This is a genomic window from Capnocytophaga haemolytica, from assembly GCF_001553545.1.
Classification (GTDB): Bacteria; Bacteroidota; Bacteroidia; order Flavobacteriales; family Flavobacteriaceae; genus Capnocytophaga; species Capnocytophaga haemolytica.
This window is the reverse complement of sequence record NZ_CP014227.1, coordinates 1113753-1137467: the sequence shown is the minus strand read 5'-3', so window position 1 is coordinate 1137467 and position 23715 is coordinate 1113753. Positions and strand designations below refer to the sequence as shown.

Genomic DNA, 23715 nt, shown 5'->3' with positions numbered 1-23715 from the left:
GTAAAGGGCAGAGAGTAAAGAGTAATAAAATGCTCACTACTCATTGCTCACTACTCATTGCTCACTACTCATTGCTCACTACTCATTGCTCATTACTCATTATGAAAGAGATATTTACACAGTTAGGACAATATATAGGCAATACAGCGGCTTTTGAAAACCTATTTGCACGGGCGTACGAGCAGAACAGCTGGTTTACACCCGCTAACCTTACGTACGCTTGCCAAACGTGGGCTAAGACGCTTACTGAGGAGAACATCAGCCAGTGGCTCTCGGCATATGATTTGCGAGCAATAAAACCCAAGCGAGTGCTGATTGTGATGGCAGGCAATGTGCCCTTAGTGGGCTTTCACGACCTGCTGTGTGTGCTCGCCTCAGGGCACCAAGCAGTAGTAAAACTATCAAGTGATGACAAGGTGCTGCTGCCACACTTTGCCGATTACCTCAAGGAGATAGCTCCTAAGATAGGAGCGCGAATTGAGTTTACCGAAGAGCGCACAGCCAACTTCGATGCGGTGATTGCCACAGGCAGCAACAATACGGCACGCTACTTTGAGTACTACTTTGGCAATAAGCCACATATCATCCGCAAGAACCGCCATTCGGTAGCGGTGCTCACTGGTGAGGAAACTCAGCAGCAGCTCTTTGCCTTGGGTAGGGATATCTTTCAGTACTACGGCTTGGGCTGCCGTAGTGTCTCTAAACTGTTTGTACCCGAGGATTACAACTTCGATTTGTTCTTTAAGGCAATTTACCCTTATAAGGATTTGATTGAGGAACAGAAGTATGCCAATAATTACGACTATAACAAAGCAGTGTATCTTATGAGCCTCTTTAAGCTCTTAGAAAATGGATTTTTGATACTGAAAGAGGACACACACTATGGTTCGCCCATAGCAACGCTTTTTTATGAGTACTACACCGATATTAACCAACTCAAAGCGCGCTTAGCTGCCGATGCTGAGCAATTGCAGTGTGTAGTAAGTAGCGGATTTAGCAATAGCGAAGTGCCCTTTGGCACCACCCAACAACCCGCCCTGTGGGACTATGCCGACGGGGTTGATACAATAGAATTTTTAATCGAGCTTTCAGCCTCGAGCTTTTAGCTTTTAGAACTTGATAAATCATTGTCTAAAAGCTAAAAGCTAAGAGCTAAAAGCCAAAGCAGATAAACCAATGAAAAAACATAATTTTAGTGCAGGACCCTCTATATTGGCTCCTGAAGTATTTGAGAAAGCCTCCGCAGCCCTTTTGGACTTCGAAGGTACAGGGCTTTCAGTGGTGGAAATATCACACCGCAGCCCCGAGTTTGTGAACATCATAGAGCGTGCGCGTGCTCTTGCCTTAGAGATAGCAGGCTTGGACGATAGCTATACGGCACTCTATCTGCAAGGGGGGGCAAGTATGCAGTTTTTGATGGTGCCTTATAACCTCTTGGAACGCAAGGCAGCTTATATCGACACAGGCACCTGGGCAAATAAGGCGCAGAAAGAGGCTGCCCTTTTTGGAGAGGCTGAGGTCATCGCCAGCACAAAGGCAGAAGGCTACAAGCATATCCCTAAGAACGTAAATGTTCCTACTGATGTGGATTACCTCCATATCACCACCAACAACACCATCTACGGTACGGAGTATCACGCATTGCCTGAGTGCAAAGTGCCCTTAGTGGCGGATATGAGCTCCGACATCTTTTCGCGACCTTTGGACTACACTCAGTTCAGCCTCATTTATGCAGGCTCACAGAAAAACTTAGGTGCCTCGGGCTCTACGTTAGTGATTGTGAAGAAAGATATTTTAGGCAAGGTGAGTCGCAAGTTGCCTTCGATGATGGACTACCAATTGCACATCAAAAGTGACAGTATGTACAACACGCCCTCGACCTTTGCGGTGTATGTAAACTACTTAGTGCTCGAATGGCTCAAAGCGCAAGGCGGATTAGAGGCGATAGGCAAGCGCAATGCCAAGAAAGCGGCACTACTCTACAGCGAAATCGACCGCAATCCACTCACCGTAGGCTATGCTGACAGAGCCGATCGCTCGCTGATGAACGTAACCTTCAACCTCACCGATGAGCACACCAAGGACTTGTTCGACAGCCTATGGAAAGAAGCAGGCATCAGCGGCATCAAAGGACACCGCAGTGTGGGTGGCTACCGCGCTTCCATCTACAACGCTATGCCAATTGAGAGTGTACAACTATTGGTGGAAGTGCTCAAAGAGTTTGAACGAAGAGCATAGCTTACACGATCACAGATAAAATAGGGACTATTCAGAAAAATGAGTAGTCCCTTTCTTGTTTCTTGCACAAAAAGAATGACGAAACTTGTTATTTATCACAAAAACACTATCTTTGCCCCCTGAATAAAAAACATCGCTATGGCGGTAGCATTAAAAACATAAAATAATGAAAAGAACAAACTACACACCAAGCAATGCTTTATCTACACTTATTTTATTACTAATCATCACTTTTACGGCTCAATCACAGGAGGCGATTATCCCTGAAGCAGCCAGCGACACACTGCATCCTGCAAATGGGCTTTACACACGCTATTTTCCTGATAACAAAACCGTTAAAACCCTCGTAAACTACAAGAATAACAAAAAAGATGGCGAATGCAAAGGCTATTACAGAACAGGGCAATTGCGCTACCTCGGTTTCTACAAGAACGATGTTGAAGACGGTAAGTTTGAGAAATACCGCAAAGATGGCTCGCTCATCAAGCGCGCTTTCTACAAAAATGGACAACTCAATGGAGTTTATGAAGAGTATTACCCTAACGGACAGGTATATACACGCCAGCAATACAAGAAGGGGGTCGTACAAAAAGCTGAAGCCTTCTATGAAAATGGCAAAATAAAGAAAATAGTTGCCCTGAAGGACGGTAAAATCAACGGTAAGTGCAAGGTGTACAACACCGAAGGAACTGTCATCGCCCTCTACCTCTACAAAGATGGCAAAAAAGACGGTGAACAAAAAGTGTATGACGACAGTGGTAAGCTCATCAAAACTGAAATCTACAAAGCTGGCAAGCGTATCAAAACAGAATACCAAAAATAAACTCTAAGTCTCGAATAGAAAAATATCCCATACAGAGGATACCCGAAGCACCTTCGAAGGATATACGAACCACGACCGAAGGATGAGAGATAAAAGACGATTTTTTCACCATCTAAATCACGCCGTACAATTAGAAAAATAAACTATACAATACAGCAATTTTAGTAACTGTAAAATGACGGGCTTTTTTCACAATCGCAAAACTGAAAATTTAGTGTTTATTATATATGTTATTTAAAAAAAACTTCGTACCTTTGCCGCGAATTTAACGGCTAAGCGATGAGGTTTCAAGCAAAGAAAAAAGCGGTATTGTTGCTCGCGGACGGCACTGCCTTCTACGGGAAGAGTGTTGGTTATGAGGGTACTGCCTTTGGTGAGGTGTGCTTCAACACAGGGATGACGGGCTATGAGGAGATCTTTACCGACCCTTCGTATTTCGGTCAGATAATGGTAACTGCCAACGCTCACGTGGGCAATTACGGCGTTTATAGCAGCGATCGGGAGTCGGATGGGCTGAAAATTGCAGGCTTGGTATGTAGGAATTTTAGTGAGCACTATTCGCGTCCGCTGGCGGAGGAGGGGCTGAAGGAGTACTTTGCAAAGAATGGCTTAGTGGCTATTTGTGAGGTAGATACACGGGCATTAGTGGCATACATTCGCGATCACGGTACGATGAATGCGGTAATCTCTACGGAGACGGATGATCTTGAGGCTTTGAAGGAGAGGCTGCGAGAAGTACCTGAGATGAAGGGCTTGGAGTTAGCTTCGAGGGTATCGACCAAAGAGCCTTATTTTGTGGGTAATCCTGAGGCTAAGTACAAGGTCGCTGCGTTGGATTTCGGCATCAAGAAAAATATCTTGCGCAACTTGGTAGCCCGTGATATGTACATCAAAGTATTTCCGTACAACACGCCTTTGGCTGAGCTTAAAGCGTGGAACCCCAATGGCTATTTCTTGTCTAATGGGCCTGGCGACCCCGAACCGCTCACCGAGGTGATTGCCCAAGTAAAGCAGATGATAGCAGAAGATTTGCCTATCTTCGGTATTTGCTTAGGACATCAGATTATTGCACTGGCAAACGGGATTAGCACTTACAAAATGCACAACGGTCACCGTGGTATTAATCACCCTGTGAAGAATTTGCTTACAGGTAAAGATGAAATTACCTCACAAAATCACGGTTTTGCTGTGAATAGAGCAGAGGCAGAAGCTAACCCTAATGTGGAAATCACGCATATTCACCTAAACGACAATACTGTGATGGGTTTACGAGTGAAAGGCAAGAAATGTTTCAGTGTGCAGTATCACCCCGAAGCCGCTCCAGGTCCCAACGATGCTACCTATTTGTTCGACCAATTTGTAGAAATGATAACTAAAAAATAATAATGAAAGAATTACTTACACCCGAAGCACTGCTCACTAATCTAAAAGATGTGCGTGCCCTCACTCGCAAAGTGATTGAGACTTTTCCCGAGAAAGACCTCTTTGAGTTCAGTATTGCTAATTTGCGTCCGTTTTCAGGAATGGTAGAAGAGTTTTTGAGAGTTATGGACTATCTTTTTAAAGAAAGATTTCAGGAGCAACACACGCTTTTCTTGGAAGGAGCCTTTCCTACTACCAAAGCAAAAGTATTGGCTTTGTGGGATAGAGCTACTGAAATTCTTGACCGTGAATGGCAAAAAGTAGGTGATTATACCCAACCACTTACTATCTATCAAATGACTTTTAGCTTTGTCCAATGGATATTATACTTCATTGAAAACGAGAGTCACCACCGCGGACAAGGTTACACTTACCTCCGCGCTTTGGGTATCGAACCGCCTTACTTTTGGGGAAGAGAAAGCTTTAACAATTGACAATTGACAATTAGCATTACAAACTCAGATAAGTCCGATATCCCTAACCCCTAAACAAAGTAAATAATTAAATAACAAAATATATGAGTATTATTGTAGGCGTACACGCACGCCAGATTTTGGATTCACGTGGGAACCCCACTGTGGAAGTAGATGTAGAAACTGCTAATGGTTACATTGGTAGAGCAGCGGTGCCATCAGGTGCCTCAACAGGTGAATACGAAGCGGTTGAGCTCCGCGATGGTGGTAAGGACTATATGGGCAAGGGCGTAACCAAAGCCGTTGCTAACGTAAATGACATTATCGCTCCTGAGGTGATCGGTATCGAAGTTTCAGAGCAATTGCTTATCGACCAATTGATGATCGGCTTAGATGGCACACCTAACAAGTCTAAATTGGGTGCAAATGCTATCCTCGGGGTATCCTTGGCGGTAGCACAGGCTGCAGCAGCTGAGTTTGGTTTGCCACTCTATCGCTATGTGGGCGGTGTGAATGCACACACGCTTCCTGTACCTATGATGAACATCATCAACGGTGGTGCACACTCCGATGCCCCTATCGCATTCCAAGAGTTTATGATTATGCCTATCAAAGCAAAGAGCTTTACTCAGGCTATCCAAATGGGTTCTGAGGTATTCCACAACTTGAAGAAAGTGCTTCACGATCGCGGACTTAGCACTGCCGTAGGCGATGAAGGTGGTTTTGCTCCTACATTCGATGGCATTGAAGATGCGTTGGATTCTATCAAGAAAGCGGTAGAGAAAGCAGGTTACAAATGGGGTGAAGAGATTAAGATTGCGCTTGACTGTGCTTCTTCTGAGTTCTACAAAGATGGTAAGTACGATTACACTATCTTTGAAGGTGCTAAGGGTAAAGTACGCACTTCACAAGAACAAGCTGAATACTTGGCAGAGCTCGTTAGCAAGTACCCAATCATCTCTATCGAAGATGGTATGGACCAGAACGACTGGGACGGATGGAAGGTGCTTACCGATAAGATCGGCGACCGCGTGCAGCTTGTGGGTGATGACCTCTTCGTAACTAACGTATCGATCTTAGAGCGTGGTATTGAGGCAGGTATTGCCAACGCAATCCTTATCAAAGTAAACCAAATCGGTACACTTTCTGAAACGATTGCAGCTGTGGAAATGGCACACCGTGCAGGTTACACTTCTATTATGTCGCACCGTTCAGGTGAAACTGAGGACAACACTATTGCTGACCTCGCTGTAGCACTCAATACAGGACAAATCAAGACAGGTTCGGCTTCACGTTCAGACCGTATGGCCAAATACAACCAATTGATCCGCATAGAGGAACAATTGGGCACTACGGCTTATTTCCCACAGGAAAAGGCTTTTAATGTGAAGAACTAGTTTAGCTTCTAGCTTTTAGGTGTTAGCTTTTAGCGGTAGTGGCTAAAAGCTATCACCTAAAAGCTATTATTTAAATATTTATATGAAGAAACTAATCAGTTTATTGGTGTTGATGATGAGCGTATCGGTGTGGGCTCAGGAGGCTGAGCTCAAGGGGCATATTTACAGTGTGCACACCAATAAGCCAATGCCAAATGTACATATTCTCAACCTCAACAAAGTAAAGGGGGCTATCACCAATGAAAAGGGTGATTTTGTGATACGGGTATCAGCGAATGATACGCTGTATATTTCTTATTTGGGCTATAAATCTACTAAAATACGGGTTACCAATGATATGATCAAGTTTCAAGGCTTGAAGATTGGTATGACCGAAACGGCTTACACCTTGGGGGAGGTGGTAATTACCCCCTATAAACTCACAGGCTATTTAGATATAGACGCTAAAAATGCCCCTATTAGCGATGTGAAACGCTATAGTATCTCAGGCTTGGATATTGGCTATGAGAGCAAGGCAAGTGCGAGTGCTGTAGGGCGTGTGCTGAGTTCAGTGATGAACCCTGCCGACCTCTTATACCGCTCGTTTACCTCCAAAGGCAAGGAGCTAAAGAAGTTGAGAAGTATTCGTGAAGATAACAAACTGAGTGATGCCCTTTCACGACGTTACGACCGTGAGACACTAATGGAACTCTTGCAGGTAAGTAGAGCAGAATTAGAGGATATCATCCGTTCGTGTAATTACTCTAACGACTTTATTATGAGTGCCAACGACTTGCAGGTGCTTGAAGCCATCAGCAATTGCTATGAAGAGTACCGAGTATTACATAAGAAGAAATAAGATTAAAAAGGCTACTATTAATAAAATAAAAGAACCGCTCAAAATAAATGAACGGTTCTTTTATTTTTTAGTTAAGTCTATACTTACCAAAAATAAATAAGCAATATTGTACCTATCACAATTCGGTATATACCCCATACCTTAAAACCAAACTTTGTAAGAATATGGATAAAGAATTTCACGGCAATCATTGCAACAACAAAGGCTATTACATTGCCAAGTAAAAACATAGTTAAGTGTTCTTTACTTGACATTATCATTTCATAACCGTATTGCTGTACGCCACTAGTACCCCATTTCTTTAGAAAAAGTGAATAAACTGTTACTGCCAGCATTGTAGGCACTGCCAAGAAGAAAGAAAATTCAGCGGCTGCCTTACGTGTTAAGCCCTGTGTCATACCTCCAATGATAGAGGCAGCAGAGCGTGAAGTACCTGGCATCATTGCTAAACATTGCCAAAAACCTATCACTACGGCCTTCTTAATACTGATCTGCTTTTCATTATCAATCGGCTGATTCTTAAAGAAATTATCTATAAATAGCAATACAATTCCCCCTACAATCAGCACTATTGAGATCGCTATTTGATTACCGAGCACAGCCTCAATCCTGTCATCAAAGAGTTTACCTAAAATAAGAGCTGGTATTACGGCACAAACGAGCTTCATATAGAAATTAAAGTTAGAGAAATCAAAAAACTTTCGCCAGTAAAGCACTACTACTGAGAGGATTGCTCCAAATTGTATTGATACCTGAAACATCTTCAAGTACTCAGGATCTTCTGTACCCATCAGACTTGCTGCAAATCCCATATGAGCAGTAGATGAGATTGGCAAATATTCCGTTAATCCTTCAATAATAGCTATGATAATTGCTTGTAATGTACTCATTCCTTTTCTACCTTTTTAGAGTGAAATAATATAGCATAAACCTCAATAGCAAATCCTAATAATACTATGGCTGGAGCTAAGTGAATACGCCTAAAATTAAATATTGAAGGATCAAACATATTAGGGTCATCACTTCCTCCCCCACTCATTAGAATAAAGCCTATGGCAATTACTGCAAGACCTATACACATCACAATATAATTCTCCTTTTCAAACAAAAGTGTCGAATGATGTTTCTTCATAATAAATATTTTAGTAATATAAATCGTTCGTATTTAGGTTTAAGAATCTTTGTGTAGCAAAATAGGTACTCAGCCAACTGATGAGTATCCCTATTGCGAAAATACCAATAAACACTACAATCAGCGTAGTGTAATCCATTAATACTCCAAACTCTGGATATGAATTCACAATCGCAATCAGTGCTACATAGAATAGCACAGCTGCAATCACTGCACTGAGGATACCCAACTTTACATTGGTGATAATAAAGGGTCGACGTATAAAGCTACGGGTCGCACCCACAAGCTGCATTGTCTTAATTATAAATCGCTTAGAATAAATTGACAAGCGTATAGAGGCATTGATAAGCAGCACCGACACAAAGGTAAATAAGCCACTAATGATGAGAGTAACCCAGCCAATACGACTGACATTCTCGTGAAGCAAAGCAACTAACGACTTGTCATAATCTACTTCAGATACAAATGAGTTCTGCTCTAACTCCCGCTTGATTTCTGCCATCTTCTCAGGTTCAGCGTACTCTGCCTTAAGACTCAAGTCAATACTGTTCTGAAGGGGGTTTGTGCCTATATAACTTACAAAATCCTCACCTATTTCCTTGCTATAATTCTCAGCGGCTTCTTCTTTTGGTACAAAACGCAATGATTTTACATAGGTTGCCACTTGTAGTGTTTTTTGCAATTGCTCAATATCTGCCTTCTTTGCATCATCTTTAATGAAGATAGTTACTGACACTTGTTCCTTGAAATAATTAGCTAACTTTTTAGCACTTAGCACTAAGAAAGCCAAAAATCCCAGAAGAAAAAGTACTAAGCTAATACTCACTACTACTGAGAAATACGAGCTACGCAAGCGCCGTTTGTTAAATGATTCTATTGATCTTGACACAATCGTTTAGTTTTAATGAACACGCAAAGGTAAACATTATTTCAGAAATAGCCATAACTTTATATTAGATTTTTTTCAGAATTAAAAACACTTTAAAAAGCAGCTTTTTTTAATCTACACATTTAACTAACTATCAATATTTTATAGTGCTATTAAAATGTAATCTAAGTTTATATTATTTAAAGGAGCTAATTTATATTGCTTCTAAACGCTACGTGTCATACCTTTGCCTCGTGATTAGAGGTAAGTTCTCTTACAAGGATTTATCTTTATCAGATTTGAACCATAAAGATTATTTAATTTAGAATTATTTTTTATCGGTAAGCGATGTGAATTGCTTACCGATTTTTTATACATTAAATCTAAAGTGCATTATATCACCATCTTTCACGATGTATTCCTTGCCCTCTACGCGCATCTTGCCAGCCTCTTTTACTTTGGTCTCACTGCCGTAGTGCACAAAATCCTCATAGGCAATCACCTCCGCACGGATAAAACCTTTCTCAAAATCGGTGTGGATTACCCCTGCGGCTTGTGGGGCAGTATCGCCTTGGTGTATCGTCCAGGCACGCACTTCTTTCACTCCTGCCGTAAAGTAGGTCTGCAAACGCAACAAGTGATACGCCGCACGGATGAGTTTAGACGCCCCTGGCTCCTCTAAACCTAAATCCTCTAAAAAGAGCTGCCGCTCCTCATAGCTTTCCAGCTCAGCAATGTCTGCCTCTGTACCTACTGCCAGCACAATCACCTCTGCATCCTCATCTTTCACCGCCTCGCGCACCTGCTCTACGTAAGCATTACCAGTAGCAGCCGACCCCTCATCTACATTGCACACATAGAGGATAGGCTTTGCGGTAAGCAACTGAAAACTCTCCATAAGCTCGCGCTCCTCATCGTTGCATTGCACGGCACGGGCAGAGTTCCCTCCGAGCAAGGTCTCGCGTGTGCGGTTGAGCAAATTCATCTCCACCGCTGCTTTCTTGTCGCCTGCTTTTGCTGCGCGGGTTACTTTCTCCAAGCGTTTCTCCACCGTCTCCAAGTCCTTGAGTTGTAGCTCCACATCTATGGTACCCTTATCGCGCAATGGATTGACACTGCCGTCCACGTGCACGATGTTGTCATTATCAAAACACCTAAGCACGTGTATAATGGCATTGCACTCGCGTATATTCCCCAAAAACTGATTGCCTAAACCCTCACCCTTGCTGGCTCCTTTCACTAGGCCCGCAATATCAACTATCTCCACGGTGGCGGGCATCACACGCTCAGGATTTACCAAGCCCTCAAGAGTCTGCAATCGCGGGTCGGGGACATTCACCACACCCAAGTTAGGCTCAATGGTGCAAAACGGAAAGTTCGCACTCTGTGCCTTGGCGTTCGACAAACAATTAAACAACGTTGACTTCCCTACATTCGGAAGCCCTACTATTCCTGCTTTCATTCTTTTTTTTAGTGATTCGTGGTTAGCAATTAGTGATTAGCACTCTAATCATTCATACTGCTCTCCATTATAAATTATATATTATCCTTTACTCCCGCGCCATACGTTTTCTATCATTCTCATCTAAATAAATCTTCCTCAGGCGCATCGTCTTAGGCGTAACCTCCACATACTCATCTTTCTGTATGTATTCCAACGCTTCTTCCAACGAGAACTTAATCGGTGGGGCGAGCTTTACCTTGTCGTCCGAACCCGCCGCACGTACGTTGGTGAGCTTCTTGGTCTTGGTTACATTCACCACAATATCCCCACTGCGCGAGTTCTCACCGATCACCTGACCCGTGTAAATCTCCTCACCTGGGAAGATGAAAAACTTACCTCTATCCTGCAACTTATCAAGCGAATACGGAATCGCCGTGCCTTGCTCCATTGAAATGAGCGAACCATTTACCCTGCCTGCTATCTCTCCCTTATAAGGCTGATATTCAATAAACCTATGGTTGATAATCGCCTCCCCTGCCGTAGCGGTCAGCAGCTGATTTCTTAAGCCTATGATACCGCGCGAAGGTATCTGGAACTTAATTATCATACGCTCTCCCTTAGGCTCCATACTCAGCATCTCGCCCTTGCGGAGGGTTACCAAATCCACAGCACGCCCGCTAACATTTTCTGGCAAATCAATAGTGAGTTCCTCCACAGGCTCACACTTCTTACCGTCTATCTCTTTTATAATTACTTGGGGCTGACCGATTTGCAGCTCATAGCCCTCTCTTCTCATTGTCTCTATCAAAACCGAGAGGTGCAACACCCCACGCCCGTAGACGATAAACTTATCCGCCGAGTCAGTAGCCTCTACTCTGAGTGCCAAGTTCTTCTCTGTTTCGCGCTCCAAGCGCTCCTTAATGTGGCGTGAGGTAACAAACTTCCCGTCCTTGCCAAAGAAAGGCGAGTCGTTGATGGTAAAGAGCATACTCATCGTTGGCTCATCGATAGCAATCGTTGGCAACGCCTCAGGAGCCTCAGCATCGGCAATCGTATCGCCAATATCAAAGCCCTCTAAGCCCGCAATCGCACAAATATCGCCAGGCTGCACTTCCTCTACTTTCTTCCTGCCCAAGCCATCAAAAACGTGCAATTCCTTTATACGCGATTTAACAATGCTGCCGTCTCTTTTTACCAAAGAAATCGGCATACCCGCTTTGAGCTGCCCGCGGTGTAAACGCCCAATAGCAATACGCCCTGTGAAAGTCGAATAATCCAACGAAGTGATGAGCATCTGGGTCGTGCCCTCCTCTACCTTCATCGATGGGATATGCTCGATCACCATATCCAGCAGTGGCTCAATGCTGTCGGTCTTCTTGTGCCAATCCTCACTCATCCAATTCTGCTTAGCTGATCCGTACACCGTTGGGAAATCGAGCTGCCACTCCTCAGCACCGAGCTCAAACATCAAGTCGAATACTGCCTCGTGCACCTCATCGGGGGTACAATTCTCTTTATCTACCTTATTGATAACCACTATCGGCTTTAAGCCCATCTCAATAGCCTTTTGCAGCACAAAACGTGTCTGTGGCATCGGTCCCTCAAAGGCATCTACCAAGAGGAGCACCCCATCTGCCATATTGAGCACACGCTCTACCTCGCCCCCAAAGTCGGCGTGGCCTGGGGTATCGATAATATTAATCTTGGTGCCTTTGTACATCACCGACACATTTTTGGAGAGGATAGTAATCCCCCGTTCGCGTTCCAAGTCGTTGTTATCGAGTATCAGCTCGCCCGTCTCCTGATTGTCGCGGAAGAGCGCGCAGTGATGTAAAATCTTGTCTACGAGGGTAGTTTTGCCGTGGTCAACGTGTGCAATAATAGCTATGTTCTTAATAGCGGTCATATAATTTTCTACTTGTTAAAATAAATTCAGGGCGCAAAAGTACAACTTTTTAATGAATAATCAGCAATGTATAATTTTTTTTGTTAGGGAGAATAATATGCAATCTCATCATACATAACCCAAAGGAGGCTGCCGTTCCAATCGGTCTGTCTCAGGGTTTCTTACAGAATAATAGACATACCAACGCTTGGAGAGATCCCCTCCTGCATCATAAACTTTAGGCTCCGTATAATCCTTAGCTTTTTTCATAGTGTATTCATTTCTGTATTCATTTCGAACCAGCTCAGTAAATTTTCTCATAAAAAAAGAGCGATTTGTATTCACAAATCGCTCTTTTTCAATTCTTTAAAATTTGTAGCGAAGACGGGATTTGAACCCGTGACCTTTGGGTTATGAATCCAACGCTCTAACCACCTGAGCTACCTCGCCCTATTTTTCGGGTGCAAAAGTAATACTTTTTTAATTCACACCAAACTTTTTAGCATCTTTTTTAAGAAAAAAAGTAATCACCTTACTTCTTCCTCCTATTTACCACTTTGACAGTCAGCATAATGAGTGCACCCATCACCACAAAAGCAATCAACGACCAATACCAGTATTTGATAAACAATTGCTTCAATAATACGGCAAATACCACCACAAAGAGTATCAATGTTGCCACTTCATTCAGCATACGCAATTGCACAGAAGTAAACCGCCAAACTCCGCACTGCAAACGCTTTAGCTCTCGCCAACAAAAATAATGATACCCAAAAAGCAACACAATAAAAAGCAACTTAATATGCATCCATCCCTGCAACAAATACTCCCAATCAGTAGCATACAACAGATAAACCCCTGATACAGACATAATCACCAACGCTGGCACCGTGATGATATTCCACAGACGCTCCTCCATAAACGAGTACTGCTTATGCAATATAGAGCGTTCAGGCTCCTGACCTTGCAGTGCCTCAGTATGGTAGATAAACAGCCGCACCATATAAAAAATCCCTGCAAAATAACTCACCACAAAGATGATATGTATTGCCTTCGCTATCAAATAATCCTCCATAGCACTATCCTATTGATTCAAAATCTTCAACCCACTTCTGCAAAGCCTGCACCCAAGCCTCACTGTCGTTCAAACACGGAATCATCTGAAACGACTCGCCCCCGTGCGCCAAGAACGCCTTCCCTTCGCCCATCTCAATCTCTTCCAACGTCTCTACACAATCTGCCACAAAAGCAGGCGTAATCACTGCCAAACGCTTCACCCCTTGCTTTGCCAAAGCCTCCACCCTCTCCGAAGTAAAGGGTTTCAACCACTTGTCAGCCCCCAAACGCGACTGAAATGCTTGTGAATACTGCCCCTGCTTCAAACCTAAACGCTCTACCAATAAGCGTGTCGTCTCAAAACAATGGCTGCGATAACACAATGCCCCCTCCTCAGAATAAGCATCACAACAAAGCTCATTTTCAGTGATATGCTTATGCGCCGCAGTACCCACCGTCTTATGTAAATGCCGCTCAGGCAGCCCGTGATACGAAAACAACAGATGATCAAAAGCCCCCTCCCTCAGGTAAGGCGCAGCCACTGCAGCCACTGCCTCAATATACTCCTCCCGTCCAAAAAACGCAGGGAACTTTGTGAGCGTCATCTCCTTAAACTTCGTACTTACCAAACACTCCGCCAGCACCTCAATCGTTTGCGAAGTAGCCATCGCATACTGAGGATAAAGCGGCACCAACAGCACCTCCGTTACCCCCTTCGCACGAAGCTCCTCAAACCCCTGTGCTATACTTGGCTTGCCATAGCGCATCGCCATCGCCACGGGGGTCTGCACCCGTTGGGAAAGTTTCTCCACTAACCGCTTGGTAATCACAATAAGTGGCGAACCTTCCTCCCACCATATCTTCTGATATGCCACAGAAGTACGCTTAGGGCGCACCCTCAATATAATCCCGTGAACAATCAGATAGCGCAGCCAATACGGGTAATCAATCACCCGCTCGTCCATCAAGAACTCATCAAGATAGCGCTTTATGTCTTTAATCTCCACAGAATCAGGCGATCCTAAATTAACAAGTAATACTCCCCTTGGCATTTCTTCAAATAATTGCTCGCAAAGATACGACAATTTTCGCAAGTAACCCTACAAATCCATAAAAAAAATTAATACTACTATCAAAGAACACCCTCTATAGAAAAAACGGATACACAACGGATAGATAACGAACCCACCCCCTACCCCCCACACACCTTATATATATAACTGCTCCAACGCCACACTACCTCTTAACACTAAATCCTAAAAAAATCATAAAAAAGCTCAAAATTTATTGTATTGGCAATCAATATTATACATCAATTCACCCTAATTTAAAAACATTTTTCTGTTAAAAAATTTGTGTATATTGGGAAAAGTCCGTACCTTTGGCTCGCTATTTTAAACCAATAGAAAACACTATGAACATACCATCAGAATTAAAGTACACCAAGGATCACGAGTGGATACGCATTGAAGGCGAGACCGCTGTGGTAGGCATCACCGATTTTGCCCAAAGAGAATTGGGCGATATCGTCTATGTTGAAGTTGAAACTGTGGGCGAGACCCTCGCTAAGGAAGAAGTCTTTGGCACTGTCGAAGCTGTAAAAACGGTCTCGGATCTATTCCTGCCCCTCAGTGGAGAGGTTACTGAGCTTAACCCCGAGTTAGACAGCAACCCAGAGGTAGTCAATGCCGACCCTTATGGCAAAGGCTGGATGATCAAAGTAAAACTCTCTGACCCTTCTGAGGCAGAGAACCTACTCACAGCCGAGGCGTACAAAGAGCTCATTGGTGCTTAAAAAGTACAGATACACCATTCTCTGGGCGCTTTGGGTGATAGCTGTTGCAGTCTTATGCCTCCTGCCAACAAGTGATATCCAAAAAGCACCGAGAATACCTATACCACATTTCGATAAGGTCGTTCATTGCGCCTTCTATTTAGGCTATACCGTCCTCTTTATCCTAATGTGTAGGCTCGAAATAGCAAAAAAAACGACAGAAAAGAGAATTTATCTATGGGCTTTTATAACCTCCATCTCACTGGGAATAAGCATAGAAGCGCTCCAAGCACTTCTCACAACCACCCGTAGTGCAGATATGATGGATGTACTAGCTAACACCTTTGGCACAATTATTGCTATTGGTTTTATGAAGAAGTGCAAAGCCTTTTTCAGAGAAACAAACTAAGTATATTTTTAATAACGTTATAAAAAAGATTCATTATGCAACCTAAAAAAAATCCAAAAGCTGACCTTACGAAAAGCAGTGGACTCTTTTTTGCCATAGGCTTTGCAGTAGTCTCTGCCCTTACACTATGGGGCTTTGAAGCAAAAGTGTATGATACTAAAAAGGGCGACGATCGTAAGTCAGACGTTGACAAGGTTCTCGATGAAAGCCAAGAGAACTTTGTGGTTGAGGCGCCCAATACACCGCCACCACCGCCACCACCACCACCGCCAGCAGTAGTGCAAGATGTGGAAGTGGTTGATAATAGCAAGCAAATTCAGGAACAGGTCATCGGTAGTACTGAAACTAAAAAAGAAGAAAAAGTAGCTGAAGTTTCTTCTATTAAAACTCCTGAGCCTGTGGAAGAAGCACCTATTGATGTGCCTTTTACCATCATTGAGGACAAACCAATGTTCGAGGCTTGTAAAAACGTGCCAAAAGACCAACAGTTCAAATGCTTCAAGGAAAACCTTGACAAGCACGTGGCTAAGAACTTCGTTTATCCACCAGCTGCCCTCGAAATGGGTATCCAAGGAAAGGTAAACGTCAGTTTCCGTATCAACACTGATGGTTCTATCACCATCTTAGGTGTAAGAGGTACTGATAAGCTCTTAGAAGCTGAAGCTGAGCGTATCATTAAGAAATTACCTAAATTGATACCAGGGAAACAGCGCGGAAAACCAACTCCGGTAACTTTCGCATACCCTATCAATTTCAAATTACAATCATAATATCAACCGTTGTGAGTACATCCCCAAGAGTTTCCACTCTTGGGGATTTGCTTTTTTTAGAGTAATATTTTTACAGTCCTAAAGCAATTCTACCTTTATATAACATACAAATAAACAAACACTTAAAAACTTTTTCAAAGGAATAAGACTTCAAAACACCACTTTGGCACAGTTGTTGATTTACACATAATGACAAAACAATAAAAAGCTTTTTAGATAATTGTCGCAGTAGTTTTTTTAATAACTTTCAAAAAAGATTCATTATGTATCCAAAGAAAAATCCAAAAGCCGACTTATCTAAAAGTTCAGGGCTCTTTTTCGCTATTGGTTTCGCTGTGATCTCAGGCTTTACGCTATGGGGTTTTGAATCCAAGATGTACGACAAGAGCAACTTAGATAATCGAAAATCAGACTTTGACAAAGTTCTTGATGAAGACCCTGTGGCTGTAACTATTGAGCAGCCTACAATCCCCGTGACCCCTCCACCACCACCTCCGCAAGTAGTTCCTGCGGTAAATGTGGTAGATAATGACGCTCATATCATTGAGACTACCATCGCTTCTACTGAAGACAACAAAAAGAGCCCTATTATTGACCCAGGTGTAATTCAAACTCCTGAACCCGTAGTGGTTGAAGAGCCCGAAGTATCTTTCTATGTCATTGAGGAAAAACCAATGTTCAAAGAATGTGAAAACGTACCTAAAGCACAACAAGCTAAATGCTTCCAAGAGGCTTTAAACAGACACGTTTCTAAGAACTTCGTCTATCCTCAGGCGGCTTTAGATATGGGCGTACAAGGAAAGGTATTTGTCAGCTTCCGTATCAACACTGATGGCAGCATCACTGTATTGGGTACTCGCGGTCCTGACAAACTATTAGAAGCTGAAGCAGAACGTATTATCAAGAAACTGCCTAAGCTCATCCCTGGTAAGCAAAGAAACAAAGCCACTGCAGTTACCTTTGCATACCCCATCAACTTTGTGTTACAACAATAATCCAGAATGAAAAGCCCTGAGTTTAGGCTCAGGGTTTTTGCTATAAATAAAATACTAGAGCTATGAAGAATAAAGCAAACATAGTGCTAAGCCTAACAGTAATTTTCTTTATTGCCATTTGTATCTATCTACTAAGTGATATAGATAGTCAACCTATAAAGAAAAGGAATGATAAAGAAGAAGCAAAAGTAAAAACAGCTAACTCAACTCATAATGAAATAAATACACCTTCTTGCATATTGGCAATCAGATAGTAGATAAAATGCCTATGTTTGAAGCTTGTAAAGATGTAGTAACCGAAGAGCAAATAAAGTGCTTCAAAAACAATCTTGACAAACACGTAAGTAGTACATTCACCTATCCTCCATCAGCTCTTGAGCAAGGAATACAAGGGCGTGTGAATGTCAATTTTCGTATCAATATTGATGGTACAATTACTGTGGTAGATGTAAAAGGTTCTCACCCTCTCTTAGAGAATGAAGCTAAGCGAATTATAGAAAAGTTACCCAAGCTAAAACCTGCTGAGTTAGATGGGAAACCCATTGCAATCACATTTCAATATCCTATTAATTTTAAGTATCAGTAAAATCAATAAGCCCCGAGCTAACGCTCGGGGCTTATTGATTATAACAACTATATTATAATAAAGGTAACTTTTCGGCTATGGATCGGTCGTTGGCAAGGCGTTGTATCTTGTTCTGCCCGCCGAGTTTGCCTTGGGTTTTCATATAGGCATTAAAGCCGCCTTTCTCGACGCGGGTTATCTTCAAGGGTTGGAGCACTTTGCCTTGGATGAGGTCGTAATAATAGGTGTTCTGCTGTTGCATCGCCTTATCGAGGGCAAGGGCAAAGGCGGACATATCGGCAGGCTCGTTCTCGAACTCAATGAGCCACTCGTGGTAAGGCAGTTGTCCTTGGGGGGGCGTTACTTGCGGTGCGACTGTGAACTCGGTTACACGCGCCTCAGTGCCCTCTAAGGTTTGTTGCAGTGCCTCTTCCACTTCCTTGGCGATGACGTGCTCACCAAAGGCAGAGATAAAGTGCTTGATGCGCCCTGTAACCACAATGCGGTAAGGGGCAAGGGAGGTAAACTGCACGGTGTCGCCGATGCTATAGCGCCATAAGCCTGCATTGGTGGAGATCACAAGGGCGTAATTCACCCCAAGTTGCACTTCGCTGAGGGGTACACACTTAGGCGTATCGGTGAAGAAGGTGTCCGCCTCCACGAACTCATAAAAGATGCCTGAGGCGAGCAGCAGTAGCATTCCCTTCTCCTTTTGGCTATCTTGGAAAGCAAAAAAGCCTTCGCTGGCGGGGTAAAGCTCAATGCTATCGACCTTTCTGCCGATAAGATACTCGAACTTTTGGCGGTAGGGCTCATAGTTTACCCCTCCGTAGATAAAGAGGGAGAAGTCGGGGAAGAGTTTGCCCACGGGTAGCCCCGAGCATTTTACGAGGCGTTCGAAGTACATCAGCACCCAGGAAGGGATACCACTGATGAGGGTCATATCTTGGGTAAAGGTCTCTGAGACAATAGCGTCGATTTTAGTTTCCCAATCCTCAATACAGTTGGTTTTGTAGGAAGGCATTCGGTTACGTTGCAGGTAAGCGGGGACGTAGTGGGCTGAGATACCCGAAAGGCGACCGAGTTTGATGCCGTTTTTCTCCTCTAAAATAGGGCTTCCTTGCAGGAATATCATTTTGCCATCGACGAAATCGGCGCGCCCCGTCTCGTTGATATAGCAGAGAATGGCATTGCGTGCTGCCTCGATATGGTGGGGCATTGATTCTTTGGTAATAGGGATGTATTTGGCACCGCTGGTAGTGCCTGAGGTTTTGGCGAAGTAAAGCGGTTTGCCGCGCCAGAGCACGTCGCGTTCGCCCTCTACAACCCTGTCGATATAGGGTTTGAGAGCCTCGTAGTCGCGGATGGGTATGCGCTGGGTGAAATCGGCATAGGAATGAATTTCGGCAAAGCGATGGTCGGTGCCAAAGGCGGTGTTTTGAGCCTTAGCGATCAGGCTGTGGAACACTTGTTGCTGGGTGGCAATAGGGTCGGCTGCCCATCGATTGATTTTTCGCTTTACCAAGGCGGCAAATACCTTTGCGAGTGTGGCTTTCACTGACATATCTAATACTTCTGATTGAAGTGCAAAGGTAGTAAAAAAATATAAATTGCAACTAAGAAACACTCTAAATATATATCAAAAAGAAGCTAACCCTATCAACGTTTTAACACAATGCTTACTAAGCATTTATAAGGGTTTCTAAAGGCCAAGAAAGTAACTATGGATTAGAGTATAAATATTTTTTTTAGAAAAAAGTCCTTAAAAAATTTGGTAGTTTAAAAAAAGGTCGTACCTTTGCACCCGTAATAACTAATAGAACAATGGCCTCGTGGCGCAACTGAATAGCGCATCTGATTACGGCTCAGAAGGTTACAGGTTTGAATCCTGTCGAGGTCACAATAAAAAAGCCCTGAGAAGTCAGGGCTTTTTTATTACAACTCATCAAATGAATTAATAATATCTTTCATCTGCTGGCTATATTTATCCTTCTTACTGTCCAATGTCCAAGTAAAAATTTGATAATAAGCCTTATCAGTCTCTAAGATTGCAACAATATAATAAACCTCATTGCCATTTACATTCTCTGTCGTTTCTACTACAAAAGCTGGGCGATCATTAATCATTACCTTCTTTATTTCCTTAGGTGCAGGATACATCATCTTTGCATCCGACCAGCCCTTCTTGCAAATATTAAAGTAGTCATTCAAAGAAAAAGATTTCAAAAAAGCCTTCTTCGATGTATTTGCTAATGAGTCTTTCAGTACTTCATAAAGTATATCATTCGTCTCATCTCTATCCTCATCTATAATTGCCACAAAAACCTCCGATCGGTTATTGGCATACTGAAGGGAAGCATCATCATATAGATTTGCTCTTTTAGTAAATGAGTTAGGCAATTCCACTTCGTATTTATCATCAACTTTAACTAGTTGTAGCCCATCTGTTGAGCCCTCTCTAATCCTACACGAAGTCAGTAAAATAAGCATTGTGAGAACATTTACTTTTTGCTTTAAAAGTCTCATCTTTTCACAATAATTTAGTTTTTCGCTACAAAAGTAAGGTATTTTTTCTTACTGTTAAAATTTTTGACACAAAAAATAGTAAAAAATATTTTTTTACACTTTTGTAATTCCAGAAAAATGACTAATTTTGCGCTCTTAAAAGTACGACAATGCAAAGTTTAGAAGATACTTTAAAACATAGAGGATTACGAAATCAATTAGCTGATTTACTGCGAGAAAAAGGTATCAAAGACCAAAAGGTTTTAGAGGCAATTCGTGCTATTCCACGCCACTTATTTCTCGACAACAGCTTTGAAGAACACGCTTATCAAGATAAGGCTTTCCCTATTGGCGAAGGACAAACCATTTCTCAACCTTACACAGTAGCTTTTCAAACAGAACTGCTACAAGTATCTCCTCGCCAAAAAGTATTGGAAATAGGTACAGGTAGTGGCTACCAATCAAGCATATTACTCTATTTAGGAGTGCAACTTTTCACCATTGAGCGCCAAGAAAAGCTCTTCAAACAAACCCAAGTATTACTCCCCAAACTGATACGCCGCCCCGCAAGAATGTACTTTGGCGATGGCTACAAAGGATTACCCAAAGAAGCTCCTTTTGACCGCATTTTAGTAACCGCAGGTGCCCTATCCGTACCGCGCCCTTTACTGGCTCAATTAGCCATCGGCGGTAGATTGGTCATTCCCGTAGGAGATAAAACCCAGATTATGACCCTCTACGAACGCATTTCAGAAAAAGAGTTCCACAAAACAGAATACGGCGAATTCCAATTTGTCCCCTTATTAAAAAACAAAGCCTAACTGTAATTTAATCTATAAAAACTCAAAAAAAGAGCTATTCAAAAGAATTTGAATAGCTCTTTTTTTAATATGCTAATGAAATTCATCTTTTACTTTATCGTATTTATAAAGCCCTGATAATCTTTATAGAGCTTCTTTGCTCGCTCTCCTTTGGGGCTTACAGACGACATATCACTATAAAAATCAAAAGACACCACCTTACTTACACGCGGTACAGCTATCGCTACTGCAATCTGTCCCTTCACACGGTCAAAATTAGCAGGAATAGAAGAAAACTCTCCTGAAGGAATCTGTTCAAATGTTTCAAGGTCAATCCAAAATGCACCTTTATAAGAGGTGTTCTCCGTGTAAAGTCCCTTTTCTGCACTCTGATAGTAAGCTGCAAGTCTGTCGAGGGTTACGTGCTTCGCCCCTACTCCATCTTGAAGCATTATCACTTGTAGGTTACACTTGCTCAGCTCTGCCATAAAATGCTGTAGCTGATCAGGCGTTGATAAACCACTATTCCAAAAAGCTGCAATGGCAACAGGCTTATTATTGAGTTGATGCAACTTATTAGAAATCCTGTTCACAAAGTTATCCCTGAACGATGCCACAAGCGCAGAACTATTATAAGCATTCGGCTCAGGCTCGTGTGGAATATACCATCCTTTGAAAGCCTTACTATTGCCAAACTGTGCTTGAATCTCTCGCGCTATCTCAATACAGCGGTCGGCGTGAGTATGTAGCCAACTGACATTCGTCTGATTATGCCAATACCCTCCGTCAAAATACAACCCAATATACACCTCCATTCCCTTCTCTGCTGCCACAGTGAGAAGATTGCCAAGCGCCCCCTTAAACTTAGTATTTGTAAAAGTATTCTTTGAGTCAAACCACGTGTAATCACCATAAGCAGCAAACTGCACAATCACAGTATTGAGGTGTAACCCTTGCATCTCTCCAAGAAAGCTACTCCATTGCTCCTTGGTCCAATCTCCCTTACTCCAAAAATCAACAAATGACCCAGTAAGCGCTTTCTTTGCATAGGCATTTACATTATTATCAGGCGTCCTCATATCAACGCCCGTATCAGACTTCTGCTTAGGTGTTCCATCGGTAGTTGGTTTATCATCTTGGTCTTTACCACAGCTACTCAATGCAAACAGCATCAAGAGAATAGCTACTAAATAATATCTCTTCATTTTACAATTCTATTTATTATTATTTTACTTCTTCTCGCCAGCCAAAAGGGTCTTCTCCCCTATTGTACTGTATATCCAATATAGTTTCTTTTATCTTGTTAGCATACAACTCTTTAGGGCGATGAATAGCATAATCCTTCCCCTTGTATCCAAAGCCCGAAATAGGGCTAACCACTGCTGCTGTCCCGCAACCAAAAGCCTCTTGCAATGTGCCGTTCTCCGAAGCCTTAATAAGCTCCTGCACACGCACCTTACGCACTTCTGTTTCAATACCTAAGCGAGGTGCCAACTCCAAGATACTCTTACGAGTCACCCCATCTAAAATCCGTTCACTCACAGGGCACGTAATTAACTTATCTGCAATACGGAAATACAAGTTCATCGTTCCTGACTCTTCTAAAAATTCGTGGGTAGCATCATCCGTCCACATCACTTGCTGATAGCCTTCCTTAGCAGCCTCAGCCGTTGGGAAAAACTGCCCCGCATAGTTCCCCGCAGCCTTCGCATAGCCAAAACCTCCATTAGCGGCACGGCTGTAATAATCAGCAATCTTCACCTTCACATCACCATCGTAGTACGACTGCACTGGCGAAGTGATGATAACAAAAAGGTATTCCGTAGCCGCCGACGCCTTCACTCCTGCACTAGTAGCAATCATAAACGGTCGTATATAAAGCGAATTGCCAACGCCTTGCTTTATCCACTCTTTATCAAGCCCTAAAAGTTGCTTCAAGCCAGCGTCAAACCATTCCTCAGGAAAGGCTGGCATTGCCAATCGCTCACACGAGCGGTTCAAACGACGATAGTTCTCCCACGGACGAAACAAAAACACACGCCCCGCTTCATCCTTGTAAGCCTTCATCCCCTCAAACACCGCCTGCCCGTAATGGAACACACTCGCCGAAGGCATCAACGAGATAGGCGCATAAGGCTTAATCTCTGGTTGCTGCCAACGCCCCTCCCTATAAGCACATACGAACATATAGTCCGAAAACTCCTTGCCAAAAACTAACGACGTAAAGTCAACCTGACTGATACGGCTCTCCTCTATTGGTGTTATCTTAATATCTACCATAACGATCTTATTAATTTTTTGACAAAAGTACACTTTTATTTCATATCTTTGCCTTTTCAAAGTTGTATTTTTCTTGCAAAAAGAAATAATAAATTGATAAA

At 42.9% G+C, this 23715-nt stretch carries 26 protein-coding genes and 2 tRNA genes; 15 read left to right on the top strand and 13 right to left on the bottom strand.

The genetic code is table 11. The features are described 5' to 3' along the window. The first annotated feature begins 101 nt into the window (after positions 1–101). The 7 genes from AXF12_RS04975 to AXF12_RS04945 all read left to right on the top strand — a co-directional run bounded on the left by AXF12_RS04975 (position 102) and on the right by AXF12_RS04945 (position 7131). Complete coding sequence (locus AXF12_RS04975; RefSeq protein ID WP_066428869.1) at positions 102–1106, top strand: acyl-CoA reductase; 1005 nt, start codon at positions 102–104, stop codon at positions 1104–1106. A gap of 70 nt (positions 1107–1176) precedes the next feature. Continuing rightward, on the top strand, positions 1177–2238 hold the full coding sequence (serC, locus tag AXF12_RS04970; RefSeq protein WP_066428868.1) for a 3-phosphoserine/phosphohydroxythreonine transaminase: 1062 nt from the start codon (positions 1177–1179) through the stop codon (positions 2236–2238). 166 nt (positions 2239–2404) lie between these two features. Continuing rightward, complete coding sequence (locus tag AXF12_RS04965; RefSeq protein ID WP_066428863.1) at positions 2405–3061, top strand: toxin-antitoxin system YwqK family antitoxin; 657 nt, start codon at positions 2405–2407, stop codon at positions 3059–3061. A 279-nt stretch (positions 3062–3340) separates the two neighbouring features. Continuing rightward, positions 3341–4444 carry a glutamine-hydrolyzing carbamoyl-phosphate synthase small subunit gene (carA, locus tag AXF12_RS04960; protein WP_066428862.1) on the top strand — a complete coding sequence of 368 codons (1104 nt, stop codon included), beginning with the start codon at positions 3341–3343 and terminating at the stop codon, positions 4442–4444. Between the two features lie 2 nt (positions 4445–4446). Continuing rightward, positions 4447–4917 carry a DinB family protein gene (locus tag AXF12_RS04955; protein ID WP_066428861.1) on the top strand — a complete coding sequence of 157 codons (471 nt, stop codon included), beginning with the start codon at positions 4447–4449 and terminating at the stop codon, positions 4915–4917. 83 nt (positions 4918–5000) lie between these two features. After that, positions 5001–6293, top strand: a complete 1293-nt coding sequence (gene eno, locus AXF12_RS04950) for a phosphopyruvate hydratase (protein WP_066428860.1) — start codon at positions 5001–5003, stop codon at positions 6291–6293. Between the two features lie 82 nt (positions 6294–6375). Continuing rightward, complete coding sequence (locus AXF12_RS04945; protein ID WP_066428855.1) at positions 6376–7131, top strand: carboxypeptidase-like regulatory domain-containing protein; 756 nt, start codon at positions 6376–6378, stop codon at positions 7129–7131. A gap of 83 nt (positions 7132–7214) precedes the next feature. On the opposite strand, the gene AXF12_RS04940 is transcribed toward AXF12_RS04945, so the two are convergent. The 9 genes from AXF12_RS04940 to hemH form a co-directional block, all read right to left on the bottom strand. After that, positions 7215–8021: an undecaprenyl-diphosphate phosphatase gene (locus AXF12_RS04940; RefSeq protein ID WP_066428853.1), complete on the bottom strand. Its 807-nt coding sequence runs from the start codon at positions 8019–8021 to the stop codon at positions 7215–7217. Further along, positions 8018–8263, bottom strand: a complete 246-nt coding sequence (locus AXF12_RS04935; protein ID WP_066428851.1) for a DUF3098 domain-containing protein — start codon at positions 8261–8263, stop codon at positions 8018–8020. The genes AXF12_RS04940 and AXF12_RS04935 overlap by 4 nt, the downstream gene beginning before the upstream one ends. 10 nt (positions 8264–8273) lie before the next feature. Beyond that, a complete protein-coding gene (locus AXF12_RS04930; protein WP_066428849.1) occupies positions 8274–9152 on the bottom strand; it encodes a cell division protein FtsX in 879 nt (292 codons plus the stop codon). 349 nt (positions 9153–9501) lie between these two features. After that, complete coding sequence (gene ychF, locus AXF12_RS04925) at positions 9502–10593, bottom strand: redox-regulated ATPase YchF (protein ID WP_066428847.1); 1092 nt, start codon at positions 10591–10593, stop codon at positions 9502–9504. Between the two features lie 88 nt (positions 10594–10681). Then, complete coding sequence (gene typA / locus AXF12_RS04920; RefSeq protein ID WP_066428845.1) at positions 10682–12481, bottom strand: translational GTPase TypA; 1800 nt, start codon at positions 12479–12481, stop codon at positions 10682–10684. Positions 12482–12589: 108 nt separating this feature from the next. Continuing rightward, positions 12590–12730 carry a hypothetical protein gene (locus tag AXF12_RS12260; RefSeq protein ID WP_159429709.1) on the bottom strand — a complete coding sequence of 47 codons (141 nt, stop codon included), beginning with the start codon at positions 12728–12730 and terminating at the stop codon, positions 12590–12592. A 106-nt stretch (positions 12731–12836) separates the two neighbouring features. Continuing rightward, positions 12837–12910 (bottom strand) — tRNA-Met (locus AXF12_RS04910). Between the two features lie 82 nt (positions 12911–12992). Then, the gene (locus AXF12_RS04905) at positions 12993–13535 is read right to left on the bottom strand and encodes a CopD family protein (protein WP_066428840.1); all 543 of its coding nucleotides are present in this window, start codon (positions 13533–13535) and stop codon (positions 12993–12995) included. Between the two features lie 4 nt (positions 13536–13539). After that, a complete protein-coding gene (gene hemH / locus AXF12_RS04900) occupies positions 13540–14568 on the bottom strand; it encodes a ferrochelatase (protein ID WP_066428837.1) in 1029 nt (342 codons plus the stop codon). Between the two features lie 362 nt (positions 14569–14930). Here hemH and gcvH point away from each other — a divergent pair, with 362 nt between their 5' ends. The 6 genes from gcvH to AXF12_RS04870 all read left to right on the top strand — a co-directional run bounded on the left by gcvH (position 14931) and on the right by AXF12_RS04870 (position 18050). Beyond that, complete coding sequence (gene gcvH, locus AXF12_RS04895) at positions 14931–15311, top strand: glycine cleavage system protein GcvH (RefSeq protein WP_066428835.1); 381 nt, start codon at positions 14931–14933, stop codon at positions 15309–15311. Further along, complete coding sequence (locus AXF12_RS04890) at positions 15304–15699, top strand: VanZ family protein (RefSeq protein WP_066428833.1); 396 nt, start codon at positions 15304–15306, stop codon at positions 15697–15699. The genes gcvH and AXF12_RS04890 overlap by 8 nt, the downstream gene beginning before the upstream one ends. 35 nt (positions 15700–15734) lie before the next feature. Beyond that, positions 15735–16469, top strand: coding sequence for an energy transducer TonB (locus AXF12_RS04885; protein WP_066428831.1), 735 nt, complete (start codon positions 15735–15737; stop codon positions 16467–16469). 263 nt (positions 16470–16732) lie between these two features. Continuing rightward, a complete protein-coding gene (locus AXF12_RS04880; protein ID WP_066428830.1) occupies positions 16733–17464 on the top strand; it encodes an energy transducer TonB in 732 nt (243 codons plus the stop codon). Positions 17465–17526: 62 nt separating this feature from the next. Continuing rightward, positions 17527–17718: a hypothetical protein gene (locus tag AXF12_RS04875; RefSeq protein ID WP_066428829.1), complete on the top strand. Its 192-nt coding sequence runs from the start codon at positions 17527–17529 to the stop codon at positions 17716–17718. Positions 17719–17732: 14 nt separating this feature from the next. Then, complete coding sequence (locus tag AXF12_RS04870; RefSeq protein WP_231909942.1) at positions 17733–18050, top strand: energy transducer TonB; 318 nt, start codon at positions 17733–17735, stop codon at positions 18048–18050. 52 nt (positions 18051–18102) lie between these two features. Here AXF12_RS04870 and AXF12_RS04865 read toward each other — a convergent pair whose 3' ends face one another. Further along, positions 18103–19593: a GH3 auxin-responsive promoter family protein gene (locus AXF12_RS04865; RefSeq protein WP_066428826.1), complete on the bottom strand. Its 1491-nt coding sequence runs from the start codon at positions 19591–19593 to the stop codon at positions 18103–18105. 262 nt (positions 19594–19855) lie between these two features. Here AXF12_RS04865 and AXF12_RS04860 point away from each other — a divergent pair. Further along, a tRNA-Arg gene (locus tag AXF12_RS04860) sits at positions 19856–19929 on the top strand. Between the two features lie 35 nt (positions 19930–19964). Here AXF12_RS04860 and AXF12_RS04855 read toward each other — a convergent pair. Next, positions 19965–20555, bottom strand: a complete 591-nt coding sequence (locus AXF12_RS04855; protein WP_066428823.1) for a hypothetical protein — start codon at positions 20553–20555, stop codon at positions 19965–19967. Positions 20556–20704: 149 nt separating this feature from the next. On the opposite strand from AXF12_RS04855, the gene AXF12_RS04850 reads away from it, so the two are divergent. Continuing rightward, entirely contained in the window at positions 20705–21355 is a 651-nt protein-coding gene (locus tag AXF12_RS04850) for a protein-L-isoaspartate(D-aspartate) O-methyltransferase (RefSeq protein ID WP_066428821.1), read from the top strand. Between the two features lie 89 nt (positions 21356–21444). Here AXF12_RS04850 and AXF12_RS04845 read toward each other — a convergent pair whose 3' ends face one another. Both AXF12_RS04845 and AXF12_RS04840 read right to left on the bottom strand, forming a co-directional pair. Continuing rightward, positions 21445–22539, bottom strand: coding sequence for a DUF4434 domain-containing protein (locus AXF12_RS04845; protein WP_066428820.1), 1095 nt, complete (start codon positions 22537–22539; stop codon positions 21445–21447). A gap of 19 nt (positions 22540–22558) precedes the next feature. Beyond that, a complete protein-coding gene (locus tag AXF12_RS04840; protein ID WP_066428818.1) occupies positions 22559–23614 on the bottom strand; it encodes a branched-chain amino acid aminotransferase in 1056 nt (351 codons plus the stop codon). Positions 23615–23715: the final 101 nt, after the last annotated feature.

What these genes read in the sequence shown, in the direction of transcription:
- carA (WP_066428862.1), top strand. Translation starts at nt 3,341, where the DNA reads ATGAGGTTTCAAGCAAAGAAAAAAGCGGTATTGTTGCTCGCGGACGGC.
- hemH (WP_066428837.1), bottom strand. Translation starts at nt 14,568, where the DNA reads ATGCCAAGGGGAGTATTACTTGTTAATTTAGGATCGCCTGATTCTGTG.
- AXF12_RS04975 (WP_066428869.1), top strand. Translation starts at nt 102, where the DNA reads ATGAAAGAGATATTTACACAGTTAGGACAATATATAGGCAATACAGCG.
- AXF12_RS04905 (WP_066428840.1), bottom strand. Translation starts at nt 13,535, where the DNA reads ATGGAGGATTATTTGATAGCGAAGGCAATACATATCATCTTTGTGGTG.
- AXF12_RS04965 (WP_066428863.1), top strand. Translation starts at nt 2,405, where the DNA reads ATGAAAAGAACAAACTACACACCAAGCAATGCTTTATCTACACTTATT.
- AXF12_RS04875 (WP_066428829.1), top strand. Translation starts at nt 17,527, where the DNA reads ATGAAGAATAAAGCAAACATAGTGCTAAGCCTAACAGTAATTTTCTTT.
- serC (WP_066428868.1), top strand. Translation starts at nt 1,177, where the DNA reads ATGAAAAAACATAATTTTAGTGCAGGACCCTCTATATTGGCTCCTGAA.
- AXF12_RS04940 (WP_066428853.1), bottom strand. Translation starts at nt 8,021, where the DNA reads ATGAGTACATTACAAGCAATTATCATAGCTATTATTGAAGGATTAACG.
- AXF12_RS04955 (WP_066428861.1), top strand. Translation starts at nt 4,447, where the DNA reads ATGAAAGAATTACTTACACCCGAAGCACTGCTCACTAATCTAAAAGAT.
- AXF12_RS12260 (WP_159429709.1), bottom strand. Translation starts at nt 12,730, where the DNA reads ATGAAAAAAGCTAAGGATTATACGGAGCCTAAAGTTTATGATGCAGGA.
- AXF12_RS04865 (WP_066428826.1), bottom strand. Translation starts at nt 19,593, where the DNA reads ATGTCAGTGAAAGCCACACTCGCAAAGGTATTTGCCGCCTTGGTAAAG.
- gcvH (WP_066428835.1), top strand. Translation starts at nt 14,931, where the DNA reads ATGAACATACCATCAGAATTAAAGTACACCAAGGATCACGAGTGGATA.
- AXF12_RS04840 (WP_066428818.1), bottom strand. Translation starts at nt 23,614, where the DNA reads ATGGTAGATATTAAGATAACACCAATAGAGGAGAGCCGTATCAGTCAG.
- AXF12_RS04870 (WP_231909942.1), top strand. Translation starts at nt 17,733, where the DNA reads ATGTTTGAAGCTTGTAAAGATGTAGTAACCGAAGAGCAAATAAAGTGC.
- eno (WP_066428860.1), top strand. Translation starts at nt 5,001, where the DNA reads ATGAGTATTATTGTAGGCGTACACGCACGCCAGATTTTGGATTCACGT.
- AXF12_RS04850 (WP_066428821.1), top strand. Translation starts at nt 20,705, where the DNA reads ATGCAAAGTTTAGAAGATACTTTAAAACATAGAGGATTACGAAATCAA.
- AXF12_RS04855 (WP_066428823.1), bottom strand. Translation starts at nt 20,555, where the DNA reads ATGAGACTTTTAAAGCAAAAAGTAAATGTTCTCACAATGCTTATTTTA.
- AXF12_RS04935 (WP_066428851.1), bottom strand. Translation starts at nt 8,263, where the DNA reads ATGAAGAAACATCATTCGACACTTTTGTTTGAAAAGGAGAATTATATT.
- AXF12_RS04885 (WP_066428831.1), top strand. Translation starts at nt 15,735, where the DNA reads ATGCAACCTAAAAAAAATCCAAAAGCTGACCTTACGAAAAGCAGTGGA.
- ychF (WP_066428847.1), bottom strand. Translation starts at nt 10,593, where the DNA reads ATGAAAGCAGGAATAGTAGGGCTTCCGAATGTAGGGAAGTCAACGTTG.
- AXF12_RS04945 (WP_066428855.1), top strand. Translation starts at nt 6,376, where the DNA reads ATGAAGAAACTAATCAGTTTATTGGTGTTGATGATGAGCGTATCGGTG.
- AXF12_RS04845 (WP_066428820.1), bottom strand. Translation starts at nt 22,539, where the DNA reads ATGAAGAGATATTATTTAGTAGCTATTCTCTTGATGCTGTTTGCATTG.
- AXF12_RS04880 (WP_066428830.1), top strand. Translation starts at nt 16,733, where the DNA reads ATGTATCCAAAGAAAAATCCAAAAGCCGACTTATCTAAAAGTTCAGGG.
- typA (WP_066428845.1), bottom strand. Translation starts at nt 12,481, where the DNA reads ATGACCGCTATTAAGAACATAGCTATTATTGCACACGTTGACCACGGC.